This is a genomic window from Nocardia aurantia (genome assembly GCF_009604425.1).
GTDB lineage: Bacteria > Actinomycetota > Actinomycetes > Mycobacteriales > Mycobacteriaceae > Nocardia > Nocardia aurantia.
In genome coordinates, this window is sequence record NZ_WEGI01000017.1 from 21,503 (window position 1) to 44,006 (window position 22,504).

Sequence of the window (22,504 nt, forward strand, 5' to 3'; positions counted from 1 at the left end):
AACTGAGTAAAAGTCGGCGTCACACGAAATCGCGTGGCTCGCCGGTGCCCATGTAGGAGGCGAGATTGTGGTGCAGGCTGACCACGGTCCGCTCGCGGTACGGATTGGGCTTCGGCCCGGAGAATCCGCGCGATTTCATGCCCTGCTGCACGGCGGCCATGTTGTCGAAATCCTGCGGCAGAACGGTGCGCCAGCCCGGATCGCCGACCGGTGTGTAGATCCATTCCGTCTCCGGTTCCTCACCGGGCGGGAACAATTCGAAGACCGCGGCCTCGAAGATGCACTTGTCCGGGTCGTAGCCGTAGGGCCGGAATCGGTAGCAGAGCATGTTGTTGACCGCGTGGCCGATCTGGAAATTCGGGAAGATCTGCCAGGAGGTGCCGCTCTTGGCGACCGTTTCCGGGTCGACGGTCGGCCAGATGACGCCGCGGTCGGCGTCCTCCTTGCGGCAGGTGTCCAGCCAGTACCGCAGCACCTCGGCCGGCGGGGTGCCCTCGGGCAGTTCCGTGGCCAGCCGGTTCGCCACCTCGACCATCGTCTCGGTGGTGTTGGTGTTGGCGTTCTCCCAGGTGAAATTCTGCAATTGCGCGGTGGAGAGCCGGGCATCGGCGCCGCTGCCGACGCGCAGTTTGCCCTGGTTCTCCTCCATGCCCTTCGGCGCGTCGTAGCCGATGTTGCTGTGCAGGCCCTGGTTACGTCCCCAGCCGAGGAAATTGCCGAAATTCATGAATTCCGGATGGGTGTAGGGGACGTGGTAGGTCTCCATGAACGCCTCGAAGGCGACCTTCCAGTTGCAGTCGAAGGTCAGCCAGCGCCGCCACCGGTACCGCATGTTCTCCAGCTGGAACGGATCCAGCAGCGAGGCGGCCGGCTCCAGATATTCGCGCAGCGGAACACAATCGGGATCCATGTTCAGCCAGACCCAGCCGCCCCAGGTGTCGACCTGGACCGGATTGAGCCGATCGGTGCGGTCGTTCAGGCCGCAGGTCCAATCGTCTCGTTCGGGGACGAAGGTGTTCTGGCCCTCCAGGTTGTAGCGCCAGCCGTGGAATCCGCAGACGAATTGCTTGCGCTGCCCGCGGGCGTCGTGCTCGCCCGGGGGAGTGTCGACCAGCCGCCGGCCGCGGTGCGCGCAGACGTTGTAATAGGCCCGGATCGTCTCGGCGTCGGTCCGCACCAGAATGAACGATTCGTGCTGGATCTCGTAGGTGAGGAAATCCCCCACCCGCGGCAATTCCTCCACACGGCAGACCTGCTGCCACACCTTGGACCAGAGTTTGTCGGCCTCGGCGCGGGCGTACTCCTCGGAGATGTACGCTTCCACGCCGATCGTCATCGGGCTCGACAGCGGCTCGGCCGCCGCGGCGGACCCGCTCGATGATGCGGATACATTATCGATGGTTTCGGTCATGGCTTCTCCCGGTGGATTCAGCGGGTGGGGGTTTTCGACATGGATTCACGCATCCTGACGCAGGGCCAGCACGCTGCCCTCGGCGTCGGCGGACACGTACACGGTGCCGTCCGGTCCGGCGGTGATACCGGTGAACGGACCCTGCGGGCCGGAGAACGGCTGCACGCCCAGCAGCGGCTTCGCGGTGACCCCGGGAGGCGCGCCGACCGGCAGGTTCTCCGCGAGCGTCTGCCGGATCTTGGTGCCGAGATCGACGCTGATCACGGCCTTGAGGCCGACGTCGACAACGAGCAGTTGCCCGCCGCGGACCAGCAGCCCGTGCGGGGTCCGCAGGCCGTCGACCAGGGTGTCGACCCTGCCGTCGACGATGGACACGACCCGCCCGGCGCCCGATTCGGCCACCAGGACCGTGTCGCCGGGGCCGAACGCGACGCCGATCGGCTGGTTCAGCCCGCTCGCCAGCGTCTCGATCTGTCCGCCGCGCACCGCCAGAACCCGTCCCGCGGAACCGAATTCGGTGACCACGAGCCGGCCGTCGGATCCGGACGCGATGCCGTACGGCTGGTCGATGCCCTCGGCGAGGACCTCGGTCTCCTCCTTGGCCGGACGGTAGACGGCCACCGTGCCGGCCGCGGTGGTGACGAGGAATTCGTCTGCGCCCGCGGCGATCACGCCGCGGATCGGGCCGGGGTAGTTGGGCGTGAACAACATTCCCAGCGCCTCGGGGGTGCCGGAGCGCAGGGCGTACAGGTGGGTGCCGTCGGCGATGTACAGCACGCCGTCGGGCCCGACGGTCAGGTCCAGCGGCCAGCTCAGGCCACCCGGCAGGGTGGTGCTGGTCTCGCCGGCGGCGGAGATCTCGGTGATCTCGCCGGTGAAGTTCGAGACGTACAGCCGGTCGCCGATGAACGTGCAATTGTCCAGGCCCGGAGCGAGATTCGCGAGCACCCGGCGGTCGCCGGTGCGCGGATCGATGCGCAGGACCTGCCCGGACCCCGCCTGGGTGGAGACGATGTTCCCGTGGGGATCGAATTTCACCGAGTCGGGTCCGGCGAGGTCGCCGACGACCCGTTCCGGTTCTCCGCCTTCGGGATCGATGCGCCAGATGTCATTGGTGCCCATCACCGGGTAGTAGAGGTAGCCGTCCGGGCCGACCTCCATGGCGTTGGGCAACGGCAGGTTGTCCACCAGGACGCGGGGCGCGCCGCCGTCGAGCGGCAGCTCCATCAGCCGGCCGCCGATCCGGCATTCGTTGACGAACAGCCGGCCCTGGTACACGGTGATGCCGTTGGCGCCCGGGAGGTCGTCGCGCAGCAGCCGGACGCTGCCGTCGGCGCCGCGCACACTGACGCGGCCGTCGTAGTACTCGGTGGCGTAGAGGTTGCCGGCCGGGTCGAAGGCGATGTCGTCGGGGGCGACGATGTCGCCGCCCTTCGCGCTGATGGTCTCGATCTCGCCGCTGGCTGTGTCCAGTGCGCTGATCGTGCTACCGCTGACCTGGGCCACGTAGATGCGGCCGTCCGGACCGGTTCTCAGTCCGTTGGCGCCGAAGAGGCGGCTGGGCGGGGTGAGCCGCTCCACGCTCCAGCCCTCGGCAAGGGCGATCGAAGTTGTACTGGCGTAACGCGCCCCTGGTGCCAAAGCGGGGCCTCCCATGCTGAAGAAGAACGTCGGTGTCCACGATGTGGCGACAGGGATTGATCCATACGTTTCGTGACCCAGGCCACTATCGATGGGTCAGGCTACTTCAATCCTCACAAGGATAGCAATACTTGAAAAGCTGGCAGGTCGATGTCTAGACTCTGGCCCGGACGACGACACCCCGCCACCGGACGGCGACGGGGTGTCGAAGCTGTTGCAGCAGTACTAGATTCGGGCCCGTGGCCCGGACTGGACCGCCTGCCGCGCCATCGCGGCGGAGGCATTGACAACACCGTCGTCGAAACGTTCGAGCACGATCGCCTGGGTGGCGATCAGATGGGCCCGCGCCAGACGCGCCGCCTCGGCGGCGTCCCCGTCCGCGATGGCCCGGGTGATCCGCCGGTGTGCGTGCACGGCATCGTGCGCCTCGCTGGTCGAGGGATACTCGCCGCGCCGCGTCAGCACCTCGGCCCACGCCTCCTCCTGCGCCGACCACAGCCGGGCCAGGCTGGACACCACGTAGCGCGTGGTGGCGTTCGGCACGAACGAGATGATCAGATCGTGATAGTCGCGCGCGGAGTGGGTGAATTGCGCTCCCTCGCCGACGAATTCGGCCGACGAGTCGACCGCGGCTTCCAGGGCCGGCACCACCACCTCCAGCCGGTCCGCCCGGCGCGCGCACTCGGCGGCGCACATCGGTTCCAGCTGTTGCAGGCCGACGGCCAGATCGCCGAGCGTGACGCGGGCGCCCTGCAGGGCCAGGCCCAGGTGATACGCGGCCGACGACTCGTCGGGCCGGTGCACCTCGGCGCCGCCGACATTGCCACGCCGGACCGTCACCAGGCCCTCGGTCTCCAGGATGCGCAGCGCCTCCCGGATCGAGGGGTAACTGACGCCGAACTCCTTGACCAGCTGATCCTGGGTCGGCAGGCGGAAATCGTCGTCGCCGGCGAGAATGCGCGCACGCAATTCCGCCGCGACCGTCTCCGCGATGCGGCGCTGCGGAATGCGGCCGCGACGGGCCGTCGTCACGCAGTCCGCCTGTCGGTCATGCGTTGGAGTCTAACCATCACCGAACGAGCGTTACAAATATTGCCATCCTTACAATGATTGACGTAATGTGCGGCCCATGGACTTCACGATGGGTGAGGCCGCCACCGTCCTCCGCGGTGAGCTGCGCAGTCTGGTGAAGGAGCAAATCCCTCCCGACTTTCTCGGTGCCTTCACCGACGACCCGGCGGATCTGGAAGTGGCGCAGAGCTTTTCGCGTCTGCTCGCCGAACGCGGACTACTCTGCGCGGCGTGGCCCGAGGAATTCGGCGGCCGTGGCGCCTCGGTCTGGGAACAGACGGCCGTGCGCGAGGAGATGTGGGCGCATCACGAGCCGCGTGGTGCGCAGTACATGGGTGTGAACTGGGTGGGGCCGACGATCATGCGGCACGGTACGGAGGAGCAGCAGCGTAAGCATCTGCCGCCGATCGCGCGGGGTGAGGTGATCTGGTGTCAGGGGTTCAGTGAGCCGGACGCGGGGTCGGATCTGGCGTCGTTGCGGACGTCGGCGCGTCGCGACGGTGACGGCTGGCTGGTGTCGGGGCAGAAGATCTGGACCTCCTACGCCACCATGGCGCAGTGGTGCTTCCTGCTCGTCCGCACCTCACGCGAGGAGCGGAAACAACAGGGCCTCACCGTCTTTCTGCTGCCGATGTCCGATCCCGGCATCGAGGTGCGGCCGATCCGTGCGATGCTCGGCCCGCATCACCTCAACGAGGTCTTCTTCGACGGCGTCCGGGCGACCGAGGCCGACGTGCTCGGCACGGTCGGCGACGGCTGGCGGGTCGTGCAGGAGGTGCTGGCGTTCGAACGGGTCGGCATCGCCCGGTACGCGCGCTGCGAGCGGCTGCTGATGGCCGCCCCCGAAGTGCTCGGCGACCGCTGGGAGACATTGCCGGCCGAACTGCGCGGCCGCTGGACACGCATGCTCATCCACAGCCGGCGCGCGCGACTGCTGGCGTATCAGGTGCTGTCGCTGCAGAGTTCGGGCCGCGTCGCCCCGGCCGACGCCGCCGTCTACCGGATCGCGGTGACCAGACTCGATCAGGAGAGTGCCGCGGTGCTCTCGGAGATCGCCACCTTCGCGGCGGCGGACGACGAGCCGGACCGGCGCTTCCGCCGCGCGGTGGAGGACCACTGGAAATACGCGCACGCCGCCACCGTCGCCTCGGGCAGCATCGAGATGCAACGGATCCTGCTCGCCCGATCACTGCTGGCCTCGGCGTGAACCGGGCCGCACCACAACGGTATTCGCACGCGGCCGGCGGCCGGCGGGCCATCGGCAGGGGTGACCGTCGCGACCGCGGGTGCCGGAGCCATCGGGACGCAATGCGATCCACCGGCCCGCGCGCGCCTCGCCCGAGAGGGGAGAAAAAGTGAACATCGAACTGTCCGCGGAAGCAACGGAATTCGGGCACCAGGCCCGGCGGGCGCTGGAAGCCGCAGGTGGCGACGAGCTCGTGCAGCGGGCCGAGCAGGATCCGCGTGCCCGCGCCGACCTGGTGGACCCGGTACTGCGGAAGCTCGGCGCCTGGGAGCTGACACCCCGCGCGGACGCCACCGAACTGGAAGCCGCTGCGGCGCTGTGCCGTTCGGCCGGCTACTGGGCGCTGCCGTATCCCGTGGCCGAACGACTCGCGCGGCCCGCCGACGCCGACGGACTGATCGTGATCTCCGAGCGCGAACCCACCGGCGCCGTGGCCGATCTCGACTTGCGCTGGGCCACCGTGACTCTGTCGGACGAGCCCGGCTCCGCGACACCTCGGGCCGCCGAATCGCGGCCTCGCGACACGGCTTTCGTCACGGCGCTGGATGTGCGATCGGCCCGGCGCGATCCGGCGGGGGACCTCGCGCTGGGTCTGCTGTTGCCGTGCTGGACCCTGCTCGGAATGCTGGACCGGGCCATCGATCTCGCTCGATCCCATGTGACGGTGCGTGAGCAGTTCGGCCGCACCCTCGCGGAATTCCAGGGCGTGCAGTTCCAATTGACCGACGCTGCCGTGGAACATCGCGGCGTGGAAATGCTGGCCCGCTATGCGCTGTGGAGCTTCCAGACCGGAAGCGCGGACGCCGTCGATGATGCCCTGTCGCTGCGCCTGGCCGCGATCGAGGCCGCCGACATCGTCTTCCGGGTCTCCCATCAATTGCACGGTGCGCTGGGCTTCTGCGACGAGTCGCCGTTGTCGTGGCTGTCCCGGTACAGCCGGCCGCTGCGCCGCCTGCCCACCGGGCTGTCCGAGACGCGCGACGAACTGACCCGGCGCCTCGGACGCCACGGCCTGACCGGGCTGTTCAGCGACCCCGAAACAGAGAAGATCGCATGAGTTCCGGAAATGTGTCGTACCGAGGCGAGACGACGAGACTCCTCGATCAGAGCATTGATCCAGCACCACCCGCCGCCCGGCTCGTCCGTGGCACCGCACCCGCGACAGGAGTTGCCGCGTGAAGTATGACCTTCCCGATGAGTTGATCGTGGAGTGCGACGGCCCGGTGCGGACGCTGATCCTCAATCGTCCGGACGAATTGAATGCGGTCAACGAGCGGTTGCACTGGGGTTTGGCTCAGGTGTGGCGTCAGTTGGCGATGGATGCCGAGGCGCGGGTGGTGATCGTGACCGGTGCGGGGCGGGCGTTTTCGGCTGGTGGTGATCTGGATTGGATCACGTCGTTTCTGGAGGATCCGGTCGCGCGGGACGAGAGTGTCCGTGAGGGTGCGCAGATCGTGGAGGAGATGTTGCGGTTTCCGTTGCCGGTGATCGCGGCGGTCAACGGTGCGGCAGTCGGGTTGGGGTGCAGTGTGGCGGTGCTCAGTGATGTGGTGTTGATGTCGGAGCGGGGGTCGTTGGCGGATCCGCATATCTCTGTGGGTTTGGTGGCCGGTGACGGTGGTGCGGCGTTGTGGCCGTTGCTGACTCCGATTATGCGGTCGCGGGAGTTTCTGTTCACCGGTGATCGGATTGATGCGGTGAAGGCGGTGGAGTTGGGGTTGGCGTCGCGGGTGGTGGCGGCGGATGACCTTCTGGTGCAGGCGCGTGCGTTGGCTGATCGGTTGGCGCGGCAGCCGGTGGAGGCGTTGCGGGGGACGAAGCGGGTGGTGAACATGTATTTGTCGCAGGCGTTGTCGGGTCCGTTGCAGGCGGGGTTCGCGGCGGAGGTGGTGTCGATGCAGACGGTCGAGCATCGGGAACGACTGCTGGCGTTGCGGAACAGAGCCGGTCGCGAATGAGCACGGAATGCGGTAGCCCGGCCCGGCGAGTGTCCGGCGGTACGGTCGTGCCCGGTCGGTTGACCTTGCCCGGCGCCGGTGTCGTGGGAACAGTGATCCGCGTCCGGCCGTTGGTGTCGCGGCGCGACCCGAATCGGTGTTCGGCGAGTGGGACTTCGGAGCGGAGGTTCCGCGATGGGTAGGCCGGTGATGGGGGATTTCCGTGCGGGGGTGCGGGATTGGTGCCGAGCGAATGTGCCGGCGGAGTGGCGGTCGGCGCAGACCGGTGTGCCGGACGCGGAGTTCGTAGCGTTTCAGCGGGAGTGGTTCCAGACATTGCGGTCCGGCGGGTTCGCGGTCCCGCACTGGCCGAAGGAATTCGGCGGCGGGATGACCGTCCCGGAGCAGGTTGTCCTGTATCAGGAACTCGCCGCGGCGGACGCGCCCCGGTTGGTGCTGGCGTTCGTGGCGATCCACCACGCGGCGTCGACCCTGCTCGCAGCCGGTACGGAAGCCCAGCGGCAGCGGTATCTTCCGGCGATTCTCGAGGGTGAGATCTGGTGCCAGGGCTTCTCGGAGCCCGGAGCGGGATCGGATCTGGCGTCGTTGCGGACGGTCGCGCGCCGCGACGGTGACGATTTCGTGGTCACCGGGCAGAAACTTTGGGCCAGCGGCGCACAGCACGCGGACTGGTGCCTGCTGCTGGCGCGGACGGATCCGGATGCCCCGAAGCGGAAGGGGATCTCGTACTTTCTGATGGACATGCGGTCGCCGGGGATCGATGTGCGGCCGATCAAGCAGGCGACCGGGGAGTCGCATTTCTGTGAGCTGTTCCTGGATCAGGTGCGGATTCCGGTGTCGCAGTTGATCGGTGCGGAGAACATTGGCTGGCAGGTCGCGCAGTCCACCCTCGGCGCCGAGCGCGGGTTGACGATGCTGGAGTTGGCCGAACGGCTCGGGAACGCCGGGTTCCGTTGGCTGGTGGAGGAATGCGCCCGGCCTCGGCCGGAGGGTGGCCGTCCGATCGATGACGCGGTCGTCGCGGACCGGCTGGCGACCTTCGAGACCGAGATCGCGGGACTGCGGGCGCTGTGTGTGGATGTGGTGCAGCGGCACGAGGCGGGGACGGCGGGTCCGGCGGACGCGTCGGTGGTGAAGTTGTTCTACAGCGAGTTGTTGCAGCGGCTCACCGGGTTCGGTGCCGAGATCGGCGGACTCGCGACGCAGACCGTTGTGCGCAAACCGATGTCCGGCGGCTGGGAATCGGGGGCATGGGTCCTCGACTTCGTCGGGTCGTGGGAGTGGACCATTCCCGGTGGCAGCAGCGAGATCCAGCGCAACATCATCGGCGAGCGCGGACTCGGCCTACCCAGAGAACCGGCAGGAAACTGATGTCCGACGATCTTTCCGAATTCCACGACGAACTGCGCACCGTCGCACGCGAACTGCTCGCGGCCGGTTCGGGGGCGGCACTCGACCGGCGGCAACTGGCCCGCACCGGATGGCTCGGTCTGGAAGCCGCCGACGAATACGACGGTGCGGAAGCCACTTTCGCCGAAGTCGCGGTGATCCTGCACGAGTTCGGCCGCGCCGCCGCGCCCGGCCCGTACCCGACCGTGGCCGCGCTGGCCATCACCACCCTGGAACAACTGCGACCCGGCCCCGACCGCGATCGGCTACTGCGCGACACGGTCGCCGGCGCCGCCACGCCGGTGCCGGTGTTCGACGCCGAACTGTTCGGCGCACAGGACATCCCGGCGGAACCGGCACCGCCGGCGTCGGGTTCGTCGGCCGCGACGGACAGCCTTCCGATCGTCCGGAGCGTCACCCCCTTCCGCCTCGTCTACGAGGCGGATCGCGTGAACGTCAGTGGCACAGCAGATTTCGTGCTCGACGCGCCGGAAGCGGATCGCCTGCTGTTGCTCGCCGCCGACGACAGTGGGATACCCGTTGTGGTGCCCGTCGATCCGTCGGCCCCCGGCCTCACTGTGACCACCCGGCCGGTGGTCGACCTCACGCGCAGCATCGCGACGGTATCAGCGGAAGATGTTGCGGTGGAGCAGGTCTGGCGATTCGTCGACAATCCCTATGAGGCGCTGCGCTACCTCCGCGACCGGGCCGCCGTCGCGGTCGCCTGCGACAGCCTGGGCCTGAGCGAAGCCATGCTCGACGCCACCGTCGACTATGCCCGCGTCCGTGAACAATTCGGGCGGCCGATCGGCTCGTTTCAGGCGGTCAAGCACGCCTGCGCCGACATGCTGGTCCAGATCACGATCGCCCGCAAGCTGATCGATGCGGCGATCCGCGGTCTCACCGACGAGTCGGCGGACGGCGCCGCCGCGGCGATGGCGAAGTCCTACGCCTGCACCGCCGCGGTCGACATCGTCGGCAAGGCAATGCAATTGCACGGCGGGATCGGCTACACCTGGGAGAGCGGCATCCACACTTACCTGAAGCGCGCGCTGCTGAACCGCTCGCTGTACGGAGCCCCCGCCGATCATCGCCGCCGCCTGTCCCGTCGCTACGCCTGAAAAGTCGCCCGCCCAGGTTCACCGGTATCGGCGCGGCGTGTCGGCGATGCGGCGGCGTGTGCCCGGCAGGCCAGGACGTTGCTTCAGCGACCGGTCCAACGGGGCGAACGCTTTTCGGCGAAGGCGCGCGGACCCTCCTGCGCGTCGTCGCTGGTGTAGCAGTACTCGGCGGCGTGCCGCGCGGCCCGCAATGCGGCGGACCGGCCCATTTCGGTTGCGAGCATGACCGTTTCGCGTGCCGCGCGCACCGACAGCGGTGCTCCCGCGAGCACATCGGTGGCCAGTTCCACCGCGGCCGACAGCAGATCCCCGGGTTCGGCGATCCGGTTGACCAGCCCGATCTCGTAGGCGCGCTGCGCGGTGATCGGCTTTCCGGTGAGCAGGATCTCCATCATGATCCGCTGCGGGATCATGTGGATCAGTGGTGACGCCCAGGGCGAGCTGCGGCCCACCTTCACCTCGGTGATCGCGAATCTCGCTGTGCTGCTGGCGACACAGAGGTCGCAGGCCTGCGCGATCATCCAGCCACCCGCGAAGGCGACGCCGTTCACCGCGGCGATGGTCGGCTTCGACAGCTCGATGGTGTCGTAGGGGAGCGGGAACATGTCGCGCGGCGGCACCCGCATCCCGGTCTCCACCATCTCCTTCAGATCGCCGCCGGCGCAGAACGCCTTGTCGCCTGCGCCGGTGAGGATCGCCACCCGTGAGTCGGGATCGCGCTCGAAGCGGTCCCAGGCGTCGAACAGGCCCTCGCGCACATCCTTCGACAGGCAGTTGCGGGTTTCGGGCCGGTTCAGCGTGATCACGGCGATCCCGTCGGGACGTGCGTCGTAGGTGACCGCGTCGGACATCAGAAACCTCTCTGCCGGATGAGGTGGGCGGCTCGGTCCAGATCCTCGCGAAAGTCGGGATGCGCGATGGCGATCAGGCGGCGGGTGCGCTCGGCGAGGTTCTGCCCGCGCAGTTCGGCGGCGCCGAATTCGGTGACGACGATGTCGACGTCACTGCGGGCCGTGGTCACCGGGCCGGACAGCGCCGCGGTGATACGGCTGATCGTGCCGCCCTTCGCCGTCGCCGGCAGTGCGATGATGGCGTGCCCGCCGAGGGAATTCGCGCCGGCGCGGACGAAGTCGACCTGGCCGCCGGTGCCGCCGAGATACGCGGATCCGCTCTGTTCGGCGTTCACCTGCCCGGTGAGGTCCACCTCCATCGCCGAATTCAGCGTGACCAGATTGTCCAGCTGGGCCAATATCGCCGGATTGTGCGTGTAATCGGTTGTGCACATGCGGATTTCGGGATTGCGGTGGGCGAAGTCGTAGAGCCGCCTGGTGCCGATCAGGGCGCCGGTGATCGAGACGCCGGCGTCGATGCGCTTGCAGGCGTTGGTGACCACGCCGGCCTCGGCCAGATCGACCAGGCCGTCACCGATCATGCCGGAATGCACGCCCAGATTCCGCCGGTCGTGCAACTGCCGCAGCAGCGCGTCCGGCACCGCGCCGACCCCGGTCTGCACGACCGCGCCGTCCTCGATGTAGGCGGCGGCGTAACCCGCGATGGCCGTGTCGATCTCGCCGATCCGGGCGGCCGGCACCTCGACCGGCGGCCGCGACACGTGCACCGCGTAGTCGATGTTCGACGAGGGTAGCCGCTCACCGAGAGTGAACGGGACCTGGTCGTTGACCTCGGCCACCACCACCCGCGCCGTCGCGGCGGCCGCGAGGACGTGATCGCTGATCAGGCCGAGGCTGTGGTTGCCGTCCGCGTCGGCGGGACTCACCTGCACGAAAGCCACGTCGCAGCCCAGGGCCCCGGTCTCTATCATGGGCCCGACCCGGCTCACGTGACAGGGCACCACCGAGAGCCGATGTTCCTTCGCCGGCGCGCGCAGCGTGCCGATCGCGCCCATGCTCGACAGCGCGAAACTGTCGGTGGCGGAGGAGGTGAAGATCCCGGAGAAACTGGTCGCCACGAACACCGAGAGGTCGCCGATGTCGCGGCCCTGCTCGATCAGGGCCTCCAGCAGGGTGCTCGGCTCCCCGCACGCCTGCCCGACGACGATGCGATCACCGGGGCGCACGAAATCCGCCAGGTTCAAAGCGGTTTCGGGCAGTACGGTCGGGGCGCTCACCGCGGCTCCCAGCCATGGGCGAGGTCGCCGGTGTGCTCGCCGAGCCGCGGTGCGGGCCCGGCCACATGACCAGGGGTGCGGGAGAACCAGGCCGGCGGGCCGGGGAATCGCACGGGACCCTGTGGGGTGTCGACGGTTTCGAAGAAACCGACGGCGTTCAGGTGCGGATCGTCGAACAGATCGTCCAGGCTGCGCACCGGCGCCGCGGGAATGTCCAGCGACCGCAACAGATCCAGCCACTGCTGCGTGGTCCGCTCGGCGAACGTCTCGCCCAGCAGCGCGTACACGGTGTCGATCTGCCTGGCCCGCTGTTCCAGCGTCGCGAACTGCGGACCCGCCCACGCCGGTTTCACCGCCTCCACGAACGCCGTCCACTGTTTGTCGTTGTAGACCAGCGCGCCGATGTGACCGTCCTTGGTGGCGTACGGTTTCCGATTCGGCGCCAGCGCGCGCGGATATCCGGCGGGCGCCAGCGGGGGGCTGAACATCGCCCCGTTGGCGTGTTCGACGAGCATGAACGAGGCCATGGTCTCGAACATGGCGATCTCGACTTCCTGTCCCTCACCGGTGCGTTCACGGTGGAACAGCGCCATCATGGTGGCGTAGAGGGCGGTGAGCCCGGCCACCTTGTCGGCGAGGATGGTGCCGGCGTAACTGGTCTGCCCGGTCAATTGCCCCTGCACATAAGGCAATCCGCTCTCGGCCTGGATGGTGTCGTCGTAGGCGGTGCGGTTCGCGTCCGGCCCGCGACGGCCGTACCCGTAGCAATTGGTGTAGACGACAGCGGGATTGATCGCCGCCACCGCCGCGTAGTCGAAACCGAGATCCGCGATCGCCCGGGCGCGCATGGAGTGGATGAACACGTCCGCGCCGGCGATCAGCGCGCGCAGCGCCTCCTTGCCCGCGTCGGACCGCAGGTCGAGCACCGCGCTGCGCTTGCCGCGGTTCACGTTGACGAAGACGCCCCCGAGGCCGGGTTCCGGGCCGACGGAGATGTACCGGGTGTTGTCACCTGCGGGGGGCTCGATCTTGATCACGTCCGCCCCCATGTCGGCCATGATTTGGGTGCAGTACGGCCCCATCACCATCGCGGTGAGATCGACGACCCGTACTCCGGACAGTGGACCGTGTGTCATCCGCGCCAGCCCTCGCCTTCCATCCAATGAATCTTTGCAAGGATAGATCAAAACAGTGAATCTTTGTAAGGATAGTGATATCAAGGTTGCCGTGGAGAGCTTCACCGATCCGGGAATGCCGGGCCAGGGCATCACCCTCCCCGCGTCGATCGCCGCCGTTCTGGACACCGCTCTCGCGCAGCGTCCCGATGCCCCCGCGATCGAGGCGGTCTCGGGCATCTGGTCGTACGCGCAGCTGGACGAACAGGCCGGCCGCGCCGCCGGCGCGCTGTGGGAACTCGGGGTCCGCCCCGGCGACCGGGTGGCGGCCTGCCTGCCCAACGACCTCGACATCGTCGCCGCCTTCCACGGCGTGCAACGCATCGGCGCCGTGTGGGCCGGGATCGGTGAGGCCCTGGCCGAGGCCGAACAGCAGCAACTGCACGACACGGTCGAGCCCACGGTGGTCCTCGCCGGCCCGCGCTGCCTGCTGACCGGGCCCACCGTGGTCGGGCTCGACCGCTGGCGCGCACTGCTGGACACGGCCGCCCCCGCGCCGGCCGTCACCACGGATCTCGACGCCCCCGCCGGAATCGCTTTCACCAGTGGCACTTCCGGCGCTCCGAAGGCGGTCGTGCACAGCCAGCGCAACATGCTGCTGCCCGGCGCGACACTGACCGCCACCCGCGGCTGGGGCCCGGATCTGCGCAAGGGCGACAGCTTCCCGCTGACCATCCTGAATCTCATCGTGCTGTCCACACTGCTGACCGCCCAGGCCGGCGGCTGCGCGGTGATCATGAACCGCCGTGACGTCGACGGTGTCGCCGAGTGGATCACCACCCGCCGGGTCACGGTGTGGAACGGCGCGCCCGCACAGGTCTACGACCTCGCCCAACGCCCCCACCTCGACCTGAGCTCGCTGCGGGAGGTGTGGAGCGGCGGTGCCGACACCTCCGACGCCCTGCGCCGCGCCTTCGCCGACGCGCACGGCCTGACCCCGCGCGCCACCTACGGCCTGACCGAGGCGCCGACCGTGGTCGCGATCGATCCGCCGGGTGAACGCTGGCAGCCCGGCACCGGCGGCCGGGTCCTGCCGCACCTGGACGTCGCCGCCCACGACGACGCCGGCAACCGGCTGCCGCCGGGCGAACTCGGCGAATTGCGCATCACCGCAGCGACTTCCGGCCCGTACGCGAACCTGTGGCGCCCGATGCTCGGCTACTGGGCCGACGGCGCCGTACAGCCCGTCGACGCCGACCCGACCCCGACCGGCGACATCGGCACGGTCGACGGAGAGGGCTGGCTGTCGGTACTGGATCGCAAGAAGCTGGTCATCATCCGCGGCGGCGCGAACGTGTATCCACTGGAGGTGGAACGCATTCTGACCGCCCACCCCGCCGTCGCGAAGGCCGCCGTCTACGGCATCCCCGACGACCGGCTCGGCCAACGCGTCGCCGCCGTCGTCGAAACCGACGGCACCGCAATCGATTTCACCGCACTCGCCGAGTCGTGCCGGCGGGAGCTGGCCGGCTACAAGGTGCCGGAGCTGTGGTCGCGGGTGGACGGCCTACCGGTGAACGCGATGGGCAAGGTGGTGCGCCCCGGGCTCCCGGAATTCGTCGCCGCCCACCGTACCGACAGCGCCGGGGAGTGATCATGGAAATACGCAGTGTCACAAGCATGTTCGCCCTGAAGGGCCGGGTGGCGATCGTGACCGGCGGATCGTCCGGGCTCGGCGCCGCGACGGCGACCGCGCTGGCCGAACTCGGCGCGCGGGTCGCCGTGGTGGCCCGCCGCAAGGACCGGCTGGCGGAACTGGCGGAGCGGATCGACGGCCTCGCCGTCGCCTGCGACCTGTCCGACCCCGAGGCGGTCGCCACCGTGGTCCCCGAGGTCGCCGAAACCCTCGGCCCGCCGGAGATTCTCGTCAACGCCGCGGGCAACCGCTTCTCCGAGGACCGCGCAGAGTCCGAGACCCTCACCGACATCCGCGCCACCATCGACCTCAACCTGGTGGCCCCGTTCCTGCTGTCCCAGGCGGTCTTTCCGCACATGTGCGCCACCGGCCGCGGCAGCATCGTCAACATCTCGTCGATCAGCGGCCGGGTCGGCGTCCCCGGAATCCCCCAAGCCTCCTATGCCGCAAGCAAATTGGGCCTCTCGGGCCTCACCGCCGAGCTGGCCGTGCAATGGGCCCGCCACTCGATCCGCGTGAACACCGTGGCCCCCGGCTTCTTCCGCAGCGAGATCACCGACGCCCTCTACGACAGCGAACGCGGCGGCGCCTACCTGCGCCGCAACACCCCGCTACCGACCGAGGGCACCGCCGACGATCTCATCGGCGCGATCTCCTGGCTCGCCGGCGACGCCGCCCGTTATGTCACGGGACAGACCATCGTCGTCGACGGAGGCTGGACGGCTCGCTAGCCTGCCGCTGCGAGCGAAGCCCGAGCCGATATCACGCTCCGGCCGAGTATTCGGCAGACTGATCGGCGATGATGCTGCCCGAACTACCCGACCTGCCCGTGCGCGAGGTGCTCGGTGCGGTGACGTCGGCGCTGACCGGCGCAGGCGCTGCGGTACTGGTCGCGCCGCCCGGCACCGGGAAGACGACGCTGGTGCCGTTGGCGCTGGCCGCGGGCACGAGCGGGAAGATCCTCGTCGCCGAGCCGCGGCGGCTGGCGGCGCGCGCGGCGGCGGCGCGGATGGCGTCGCTGCTCGGCGAACCGGTGGGGGAGACGGTCGGTTATTCGGTGCGCGGGGATCGGCGGGCCGGACCGCGCACCCGGGTCGAGGTGGTCACCTCCGGGCTGCTGGTCCGGCGCCTGCAAGGCGACCCGGAACTCGCGGGCGTGGACGCGGTGATGCTCGACGAATGCCACGAGCGGCATCTCGACGCCGACCTGTTGCTGGCCCTGCTGCTCGACGCGCGTGGCGGCCTACGGCCGGACCTGCGGGTGCTCGCGACCTCCGCGACCGTAGCGGCGGACCGGTTGGCGGCGTTGCTCGGCGGGACGGCTCCGGCGCCCGTGGTCGAGGCGCACGCCCGGACCTATCCGGTGGAGATCGCCTACAGCCCGGTGCTGCCACGCGAGCGCTTCGAGGCGCAGGTGGCGCGGACCGTCCGGACCGCGCTCGCCGAATTCGCAGGCGACGTGCTGGTATTCCTCCCGGGCGCGGCCGAAATCCGCAGAGTCGCTTCGATAGTGGACGGCCTCGGCGGCGTCGACGTCCTCCCGCTGCACGGCCGCCTGCCCGCGGCGGCACAGGACGCGGCGCTGCGCGCCGGAGCACGGCGGCGCGTGATCCTGTCGACCGCGGTCGCCGAATCCAGCCTGACCGTCCCCGGGGTCCGGATCGTCGTGGACGGCGGCCTGGCCCGGGTGCCCCGAGTAGACCACCGCCGTGGGCTGACAGGTCTTGCGACAGTGCGGGTTTCGGCCGCCGTGGCCGAACAGCGCGCCGGCCGTGCCGGCCGCGAGGGACCGGGCCGGGCCTGGCGCTGCTGGCCGGAGAACGAGCACGCGACCCTGCCCGCCTATCCGGAACCGGAGATCCGCACCGCCGACTTGACCCGCCTCGCACTGGAACTCGCCTGCTGGGGTACCGCCGACGGCAGTGGCCTGTCCTGGTGGGACCCGCCGCCGACCGGCGCGCTGACCGTCGGCCGCGACGTCCTCACCGCCCTCGGCGCACTCGAAAACGGTGAGGTCACCGCCCGCGGCCGCCGCATGGCCGCCCTGGGCCTGCATCCCCGGCACGCCCGCGCGTTGCTCGACGGCGCCGCCGAGATCGGCGCTCGCGCCGCGGCCGAGGTCGTGGCCATCCTCGACGACGACACCCTGCTGCCCGCCACCGATCTGGCCGCCGGCCTGCGCACCCTGCGCGCCGATCGTCCCGACCGCTGGCGCCGCGAGGTGCAGCGCCTGACGCGGATGCTCGACCGGGCAGAGTCCGGACAATCCCCGGCCAGAGATACCCACACCGCAGGCGACCCGTCGTTGATCGTGGCCCTGGCGTACCCGGAGCGACTGGCGCGGCGGCGGGCATCGGGTTCGGCGAGCTATCTGATGGCCGGTGGAACCGCGGTGACATTGCCGCCGGGGTCCGGCCTCGGCGACGCCGAATGGCTGGCGGTCGCGGTCGCCGACCGGGATCCGGGCCGCGCGGAGGGCCGGATCCGATCGGCGGCCACCGCAGATGAGGAACTGGCCCGGCATGCGGCCCCGGCACTGCTCAGCACCGCCGACGAGGTGGAATGGGCCGACGGCGATGTGGTGGCGCGGCGAGTGACAAGGCTCGGCGCGATCCTCCTGTCCGGCAAGCCGTTACAACGACCGCCCGCCGAATCGCTGGCACTCGCCGTGCGATCCGGCCTGCGGTCCGAAGGACTCGGCCTGCTGCACTGGTCGGAAGACGCGGTATCACTGCGACATCGCCTGGACTTCCTGCACCGCACCCTCGGCGCCCCCTGGCCCGCGGTCGACGACGAGACACTGCTCGACGACAACACCTGGCTCGCAACGGAACTCGCGACCGCCCGCCGCCGAGCCGACCTGGAACGGATCGATGCCGGCCACGCCCTACGCCGCCTGTTGCCCTGGCCGGCGGCCGCCCGCCTCGACGAACTGGCCCCCGAACGCCTGGAGGTGCCCTCCGGCAGCCGAATTCGTCTCGACTACACCACCGACCCGCCGGTCCTCGCGGTCAAGGTGCAGGAAATCTTCGGCTGGACCGAAACCCCGCGCCTCGCCGACGGCCGCACAACCCCGGTACTGCACCTCCTGTCCCCCGCCCAGCGCCCGGTAGCGGTCACTGCCGACCTCCCCTCCTTCTGGCGCACCGGCTGGCCCCAGGTCCGCGCCGACCTACGCGGCCGCTACCCGAAACACGCCTGGCCCGAAGACCCCACCACCGTCCCCGCCCACCGCGGCACCGCCCGCAACGCACGCCGATAAAATTCATCCGCCTCGATCGGGTAGGGATGCCCGGCGGGCGGGGCATCGAGTGTTTCGGCAGCGTCGAAAGTATGACTGTCGATGATGAGCAACAGGTCGGCCAAGTCCCGGAACCGGGTGCTGACGATCCCGCTGTCTCATCAATAATTACCTCCAGGGCGGAATTATTGATGCGCGGACGTAATTATTGATGCGTAGCAACTCGCGGATGAGCTGCTCGGGCCTCATCCGAAGGCGACCGTCGGCGCGTACGGTCCGCGGGCGGGTGAATGACCGCCCGGATGGCCCACGCGCATCCGGGCGGCACTGATCAGCCCGCGACCTCCGCCCCCGTCGGCGGCGGTGTCAACTCCCCGAGTTCCGCATCGGTCAGTAGCCGGGAGCGAATGAGGAAGCGGACGCCCTCGGGGGCTTCGAGGGAGAAGCCGCTGCCTCGGCCGGGGACCACGTCGACGGTGAGGTGGGTGTGTTTCCAGTACTCGTACTGGTCGGCGCTCATCCAGAACGGGGTGTCCGCGTCGACGGTGCCCAGTAGGACGTCGGCGGCGCCTACGCGGAATTCGTTGCGGGGGTAGCACATCGGGGCGCTTCCGTCGCAGCAGCCGCCGGACTGGTGGAACATGACCGGGCCGTGTTGTCGAATCAGGGTGCGCACCAGGGTTTCCGCGGCTTCGGTGAGCTCCACCCGGCGGGGCATCAGAAGAACCCGAGTTTTTTCGGTGAGTAGCTCACCAGGAGGTTCTTGGTCTGCTGGTAGTGGTCGAGCATCATCTTGTGGTTCTCGCGGCCGATGCCGGACTTCTTGTAGCCGCCGAATGCCGCGTGGGCGGGGTAGGCGTGGTAGCAGTTGGTCCAGACGCGGCCGGCCTTGATGCCGCGGCCGAGGCGGTAGGCGGTGTTGGCGTCCCGGGTCCAGACGCCGGCGCCGAGGCCGTAGAGGGTTTCGTTGGCGAGTTTCAGGGCCTCGTCGACGGAGTCGAAGGTGGTCACCGAGACCACCGGGCCGAAGATCTCCTCCTGGAAGATCCGCATGTCGTTGCTGCCCTTGAAGATCGTCGGCTCGATGTAGTAGCCGTTGGGGTAGCGGTCGACCTTGCGGGTGCCGCCGCCGGCGAGGATCTCGGCGCCCTCCTTCCGGCCGATGTCGAGGTAGGACAGGATCTTCTCGTACTGGTCGTTGCTGGCCTGGGCGCCGATCATGGTGGCCTCGTCGAGCGGGTCGCCGCCGACGATCGCCTTGGTGCGGGCGATGCAGCGCTCGATGAACTCGTCGTAGATCGAGGACTGGATCAGGGCGCGGGACGGGCAGGTGCACACCTCGCCCTGGTTCAGCGCGAACATCACGAAGCCCTCGACCGCCTTGTCCAGGAAGTCGTCGTCCGCGGCGGTCACATCCTCGAGGAAGATGTTGGGGCTCTTGCCACCCAGCTCCAGGGTGACGGGGATGATGTTCTCGCTGGCGTACTGCATGATCAGCCGGCCGGTGGTGGTCTCGCCGGTGAACGCCACCTTCGCGACCTTCGGGCTGGAGGCCAGGGGCTTACCCGCTTCCACACCGAAACCGTTGACCACGTTGAGGACTCCCGGCGGGAGCAGGTCCGCGATCAGTTCGACCACCTGCAGGATGGAGGCGGGGGTCTGTTCGGCGGGCTTGAGCACCACGGCATTTCCGGCGGCCAGTGCCGGCGCCAGCTTCCAGGTGGCCATCAGGATCGGGAAGTTCCACGGAATGATCTGTCCCACAACGCCGAGCGGCTCGTGGAAGTGGTAAGCGACTGTGTCGGCGTCGATTTCGGCGATGCTGCCCTCCTGCGCGCGGGCCGCGCCGGCGAAGTAGCGGAAATGGTCCACGGCCAGCGGCAGATCGGCCGCCTTGGTCTCCCGGACCGGTTTGCCGTTCTCCCAGGTCTCCGCGACGGCGAGCGCCTCGAGATTCGCCTCGATCCGATCGGCGATCCGGTTGAGGATGTTGGCCCGCTCGTTGGCGGGGGTGGCGCCCCACGCGTCGGCGGCGCGGTGCGCGGCGTCCAGCGCCAGATCGATGTCGGCGGCCGACGACCGGGCGACCTCGCAGATCGTCTCCCCGTCGACCGGGGACGGATTCTCGAAGTAACGGCCCTCGACCGGTGCGGTCCACTCGCCGCCGATGAAATTCTCGTACCGGGACGGGTAATCGACGATGCTGCCGTCCGCGCCGGGCTTGGCGTAGATCATGGCTGTGCTCCTCGCTGAGTCGAGACGGTCGGTGATGTGGATCACTATGCTCAGCGCGGGTTGGCGGATGGTTGACGACACGGCGACGCGCCCGGATCGCGGGTTCGTCAGCGGCGCAGCGCGGTGTGCCGGCGGGCGACGGCGACGGCCCGCCGGGGATCGTCGGCCGGCAGCAGGCGCAGCGCGTGTTCGTGTACGGCGATGTCGTCGGGCACCCGCTCGCCGTAGCTCAGGGCGTGGGCCGGATCCGGATCGGCGAGTACCGCGGCGCGCACGCCGACCGCGAGATGGTCGCGCCACTCCACGATGCCGGGTGTGTCGGAACCGGGCAGCAGCGGGCCCCGATACAGCCGGACCGCGGTCGCCGTGTCGCCGGCCGCCAGCGCCTCGACCAGTTCCACCGCGTCGCAGGCCAGCGGGGTGGTCAATTGGTAGACGCGGTTGGCGATCTCGCCGCCGGTCGCCCGGCGCAGATGCGAGACTTCGGCTTTCAGCGTGCTGGAGCCGGCGGGGCGGTCGCCGTAGATGGCGTGGTGCAGCCGCTCCGGGGTGTATCCGCCCGGTTCCAGGGCGAGCAGCGTGAGGATCTCCAGCTGCCGGGGCCGCAGCCGGACCGGCCGCCCGGCGCGGGTGAGGCCCGCGGCGCCGAGGCAGCGGAGCCGGATCCCGGCGGCGGGTGTCGCGGCCGGGTCGGCGCGCAGCTGGGTTTCGATGGCGCTGACCAGTGTTCGGACGGTCGACATCGCCAGCGGGTTGGAGCGGTCCCAGGAGGCCGAGAGGTCCAGGACCCCGAGGCGTCGTCCGTCGGCGGCGTGGATCGGCGCGCAGTAGCAGACCCAGCCGTGCAGCGCGGCCACCAGATGTTCGGCGGAGAACACCGTGCTCGGTTCCCCGGTGCGCAGTGCCAGCGACAACGCGTTGGTGCCCATGTGCGCCTCGTCCCAGCGGCCGCCGGGGGCGAAGTTGACGCGTTCGGCGCGGCGGCGCATGGCCGGTCCGCCGTAGGACCAGAGGATGGTGCCGTCCGCGTCGGTGACGGCCGCGATGTAGCCCGCGTCGTGGGCGATGCTGTGCAGCTGACCGGTCAGCGCGGTGACCGGGCCGCGCAGCGGGGAGTCCGCCCAGCGTGGTCCGATGTCCGCGGAATCATCCGGGGCGCAAGTGGTTTCGGGGTCGACCGTACGCATCGAGCGCTGCCAGGACTGGGCGACCTCGCGCCGCACACCGGATTCGGCGGGTGCCGGCGCCGACGACCCGGGAATCGTGCGCGCCCATTCCCGCTCCAGCGCGGCCCGCCGCCGCGACAGGCTGCTCCGCTCCGCCATCGGACGAGCCCTTCCGCATGACACTCTCGCGAACCATCATGCCTCACCGGCCCGTCCGGCTGCGGCAAGTTCGGCGGTCAGACCGCAGCCGGCGCCGGGAAACCGTCGATGAAGCGTTCGTACCCGTCCAGCAGCCTTGCCAAGCAGAACTCGAAATCGGCGTCCGCCCAGTCGACGTTGTCGTCGTCGAAGGCTCGCGCGCCGAGGGTCCGGACCAGTACCGGGAAACGGTCGGGATCGAGGACCCGAGCGAGGATCTCGGGGTAATCCGTGACCTCCGGGCCGGTCTGGGTGTCGCGCTGGAATCGCGCCCGGCCGATCACGTACAGCGAAAGATTCAGCACCAGTTGCATTTTGAGCGGGTCGGGGACGCTCGTGCCGTCGAGAACGGTGAGCGCGGTGTTCAGCCACGCCATGTTGTTGGGGCCCATCGGCGGTGCGGAGATCGGGATGTCCAGCCACCACGAATGTGCCTGCAACATACGGAATTCCGCCCAGGCCCAGCGGTACAGCCCGTCCCGCCACGGCGTTCCCGGCGGGATCTCCGGCGGCAGGCCGACCACGCGGTCCGAGAGCAGATCGAGCAGGGTGTCCTTGCTGTCGACGTAGCGGTACAGCGACATGGTGGTGAAGCCGAGCCGTTCGGCGACCCGGCTCATCGACAGCCCCGCGAGGCCGTCGGCGTCGGCGAGCTCCATGGCCGCGTCCACGATCTGGTCCAGGCTCATCCCGCGCCGGGGACCGCGGCTGCCGGTGCTGCCCAGCCCCCAGAGCAGCTCCACCGATTTGGGCAGCGTCACCTCGCCGGATTCGTCCACAAGGCCTCCGATCGTCGTCGTCTCCTGGACGACATCTTGCCCGGTCCGGAAAACTGTGTATCTTATAAACAGAGTGTACAACGCACACAGTTTCTCTCGATCGGATGTC

Annotated in this window: 18 protein-coding genes; 8 read left to right on the forward strand and 10 right to left on the reverse strand. The window is 69.3% G+C overall.

The genetic code is table 11. The features are described from left to right. Positions 1-19: 19 nt before the first annotated feature. The 3 genes from NRB56_RS33605 to NRB56_RS33615 all read right to left on the reverse strand — a co-directional run bounded on the left by NRB56_RS33605 (position 20) and on the right by NRB56_RS33615 (position 4,084). The gene (locus tag NRB56_RS33605) at positions 20-1,411 is read right to left on the reverse strand and encodes an aromatic ring-hydroxylating oxygenase subunit alpha (RefSeq protein WP_153348405.1); all 1,392 of its coding nucleotides are present in this window, start codon (positions 1,409-1,411) and stop codon (positions 20-22) included. Between the two features lie 45 nt (positions 1,412-1,456). Continuing rightward, positions 1,457-3,067: an SMP-30/gluconolactonase/LRE family protein gene (locus NRB56_RS33610; RefSeq protein WP_153348406.1), complete on the reverse strand. Its 1,611-nt coding sequence runs from the start codon at positions 3,065-3,067 to the stop codon at positions 1,457-1,459. Between the two features lie 210 nt (positions 3,068-3,277). After that, positions 3,278-4,084, reverse strand: a complete 807-nt coding sequence (locus NRB56_RS33615; RefSeq protein WP_319943911.1) for a FadR/GntR family transcriptional regulator — start codon at positions 4,082-4,084, stop codon at positions 3,278-3,280. A 97-nt stretch (positions 4,085-4,181) separates the two neighbouring features. Here NRB56_RS33615 and NRB56_RS33620 point away from each other — a divergent pair, with 97 nt between their 5' ends. The 5 genes from NRB56_RS33620 to NRB56_RS33640 all read left to right on the forward strand — a co-directional run bounded on the left by NRB56_RS33620 (position 4,182) and on the right by NRB56_RS33640 (position 9,837). Then, positions 4,182-5,330, forward strand: a complete 1,149-nt coding sequence (locus NRB56_RS33620) for an acyl-CoA dehydrogenase family protein (protein WP_153348407.1) — start codon at positions 4,182-4,184, stop codon at positions 5,328-5,330. A gap of 148 nt (positions 5,331-5,478) precedes the next feature. Beyond that, complete coding sequence (locus NRB56_RS33625) at positions 5,479-6,426, forward strand: acyl-CoA dehydrogenase family protein (protein ID WP_319943912.1); 948 nt, start codon at positions 5,479-5,481, stop codon at positions 6,424-6,426. A gap of 118 nt (positions 6,427-6,544) precedes the next feature. Continuing rightward, complete coding sequence (locus NRB56_RS33630) at positions 6,545-7,327, forward strand: enoyl-CoA hydratase/isomerase family protein (RefSeq protein ID WP_319943913.1); 783 nt, start codon at positions 6,545-6,547, stop codon at positions 7,325-7,327. 174 nt (positions 7,328-7,501) lie between these two features. Beyond that, positions 7,502-8,698: an acyl-CoA dehydrogenase family protein gene (locus NRB56_RS33635; RefSeq protein ID WP_153348408.1), complete on the forward strand. Its 1,197-nt coding sequence runs from the start codon at positions 7,502-7,504 to the stop codon at positions 8,696-8,698. Then, complete coding sequence (locus NRB56_RS33640; protein WP_153348409.1) at positions 8,698-9,837, forward strand: acyl-CoA dehydrogenase family protein; 1,140 nt, start codon at positions 8,698-8,700, stop codon at positions 9,835-9,837. The genes NRB56_RS33635 and NRB56_RS33640 overlap by 1 nt, the downstream gene beginning before the upstream one ends. A gap of 83 nt (positions 9,838-9,920) precedes the next feature. On the opposite strand, the gene NRB56_RS33645 is transcribed toward NRB56_RS33640, so the two are convergent. Genes NRB56_RS33645 through NRB56_RS33655 form a run of 3 tightly spaced genes read right to left on the reverse strand, consistent with a single transcriptional unit; the run spans position 9,921 to position 13,101 of the window. Then, positions 9,921-10,688, reverse strand: a complete 768-nt coding sequence (locus NRB56_RS33645; protein WP_153348410.1) for an enoyl-CoA hydratase/isomerase family protein — start codon at positions 10,686-10,688, stop codon at positions 9,921-9,923. Beyond that, positions 10,688-11,965 (reverse strand): acetyl-CoA hydrolase/transferase family protein, encoded by a 1,278-nt coding sequence (locus NRB56_RS33650; RefSeq protein ID WP_319943914.1) that lies wholly within the window; start codon positions 11,963-11,965, stop codon positions 10,688-10,690. The genes NRB56_RS33645 and NRB56_RS33650 overlap by 1 nt, the downstream gene beginning before the upstream one ends. After that, positions 11,962-13,101: a CaiB/BaiF CoA transferase family protein gene (locus NRB56_RS33655; RefSeq protein ID WP_153348411.1), complete on the reverse strand. Its 1,140-nt coding sequence runs from the start codon at positions 13,099-13,101 to the stop codon at positions 11,962-11,964. The genes NRB56_RS33650 and NRB56_RS33655 overlap by 4 nt, the downstream gene beginning before the upstream one ends. Before the next feature lie 91 nt (positions 13,102-13,192). On the opposite strand from NRB56_RS33655, the gene NRB56_RS33660 reads away from it, so the two are divergent. From NRB56_RS33660 to hrpB, 3 genes are all read left to right on the forward strand, one after another. After that, positions 13,193-14,734, forward strand: a complete 1,542-nt coding sequence (locus NRB56_RS33660) for a class I adenylate-forming enzyme family protein (protein ID WP_319943915.1) — start codon at positions 13,193-13,195, stop codon at positions 14,732-14,734. Between the two features lie 2 nt (positions 14,735-14,736). Beyond that, on the forward strand, positions 14,737-15,507 hold the full coding sequence (locus NRB56_RS33665; protein ID WP_153348412.1) for an SDR family NAD(P)-dependent oxidoreductase: 771 nt from the start codon (positions 14,737-14,739) through the stop codon (positions 15,505-15,507). A gap of 68 nt (positions 15,508-15,575) precedes the next feature. After that, complete coding sequence (gene hrpB, locus NRB56_RS33670) at positions 15,576-18,038, forward strand: ATP-dependent helicase HrpB (protein WP_194291086.1); 2,463 nt, start codon at positions 15,576-15,578, stop codon at positions 18,036-18,038. 310 nt (positions 18,039-18,348) lie between these two features. Here hrpB and NRB56_RS33675 read toward each other — a convergent pair whose 3' ends face one another. The 4 genes from NRB56_RS33675 to NRB56_RS33690 all read right to left on the reverse strand — a co-directional run bounded on the left by NRB56_RS33675 (position 18,349) and on the right by NRB56_RS33690 (position 22,395). Next, positions 18,349-18,735 (reverse strand): DUF779 domain-containing protein, encoded by a 387-nt coding sequence (locus NRB56_RS33675; protein WP_153348413.1) that lies wholly within the window; start codon positions 18,733-18,735, stop codon positions 18,349-18,351. Beyond that, a complete protein-coding gene (gene adh / locus NRB56_RS33680) occupies positions 18,735-20,252 on the reverse strand; it encodes an aldehyde dehydrogenase (RefSeq protein WP_153348414.1) in 1,518 nt (505 codons plus the stop codon). The genes NRB56_RS33675 and adh overlap by 1 nt, the downstream gene beginning before the upstream one ends. Before the next feature lie 107 nt (positions 20,253-20,359). Next, the gene (locus NRB56_RS33685) at positions 20,360-21,577 is read right to left on the reverse strand and encodes a helix-turn-helix domain-containing protein (protein WP_153348415.1); all 1,218 of its coding nucleotides are present in this window, start codon (positions 21,575-21,577) and stop codon (positions 20,360-20,362) included. 77 nt (positions 21,578-21,654) lie between these two features. Continuing rightward, positions 21,655-22,395, reverse strand: a complete 741-nt coding sequence (locus NRB56_RS33690) for a TetR/AcrR family transcriptional regulator (RefSeq protein ID WP_319943916.1) — start codon at positions 22,393-22,395, stop codon at positions 21,655-21,657. Positions 22,396-22,504: the final 109 nt, after the last annotated feature.

Excerpts from the sequence above, each read along its gene's own strand:
- NRB56_RS33605 (WP_153348405.1), bottom strand. The coding sequence starts at position 1,411 with ATGACCGAAACCATCGATAATGTATCCGCATCATCGAGCGGGTCCGCC.
- NRB56_RS33610 (WP_153348406.1), bottom strand. The coding sequence starts at position 3,067 with ATGGGAGGCCCCGCTTTGGCACCAGGGGCGCGTTACGCCAGTACAACT.
- NRB56_RS33620 (WP_153348407.1), top strand. The coding sequence starts at position 4,182 with ATGGACTTCACGATGGGTGAGGCCGCCACCGTCCTCCGCGGTGAGCTG.
- NRB56_RS33635 (WP_153348408.1), top strand. The coding sequence starts at position 7,502 with ATGGGTAGGCCGGTGATGGGGGATTTCCGTGCGGGGGTGCGGGATTGG.
- NRB56_RS33640 (WP_153348409.1), top strand. The coding sequence starts at position 8,698 with ATGTCCGACGATCTTTCCGAATTCCACGACGAACTGCGCACCGTCGCA.
- NRB56_RS33645 (WP_153348410.1), bottom strand. The coding sequence starts at position 10,688 with ATGTCCGACGCGGTCACCTACGACGCACGTCCCGACGGGATCGCCGTG.
- NRB56_RS33655 (WP_153348411.1), bottom strand. The coding sequence starts at position 13,101 with ATGACACACGGTCCACTGTCCGGAGTACGGGTCGTCGATCTCACCGCG.
- NRB56_RS33665 (WP_153348412.1), top strand. The coding sequence starts at position 14,737 with ATGGAAATACGCAGTGTCACAAGCATGTTCGCCCTGAAGGGCCGGGTG.
- hrpB (WP_194291086.1), top strand. The coding sequence starts at position 15,576 with ATGATGCTGCCCGAACTACCCGACCTGCCCGTGCGCGAGGTGCTCGGT.
- NRB56_RS33675 (WP_153348413.1), bottom strand. The coding sequence starts at position 18,735 with ATGCCCCGCCGGGTGGAGCTCACCGAAGCCGCGGAAACCCTGGTGCGC.
- adh (WP_153348414.1), bottom strand. The coding sequence starts at position 20,252 with ATGATCTACGCCAAGCCCGGCGCGGACGGCAGCATCGTCGATTACCCG.
- NRB56_RS33685 (WP_153348415.1), bottom strand. The coding sequence starts at position 21,577 with ATGGCGGAGCGGAGCAGCCTGTCGCGGCGGCGGGCCGCGCTGGAGCGG.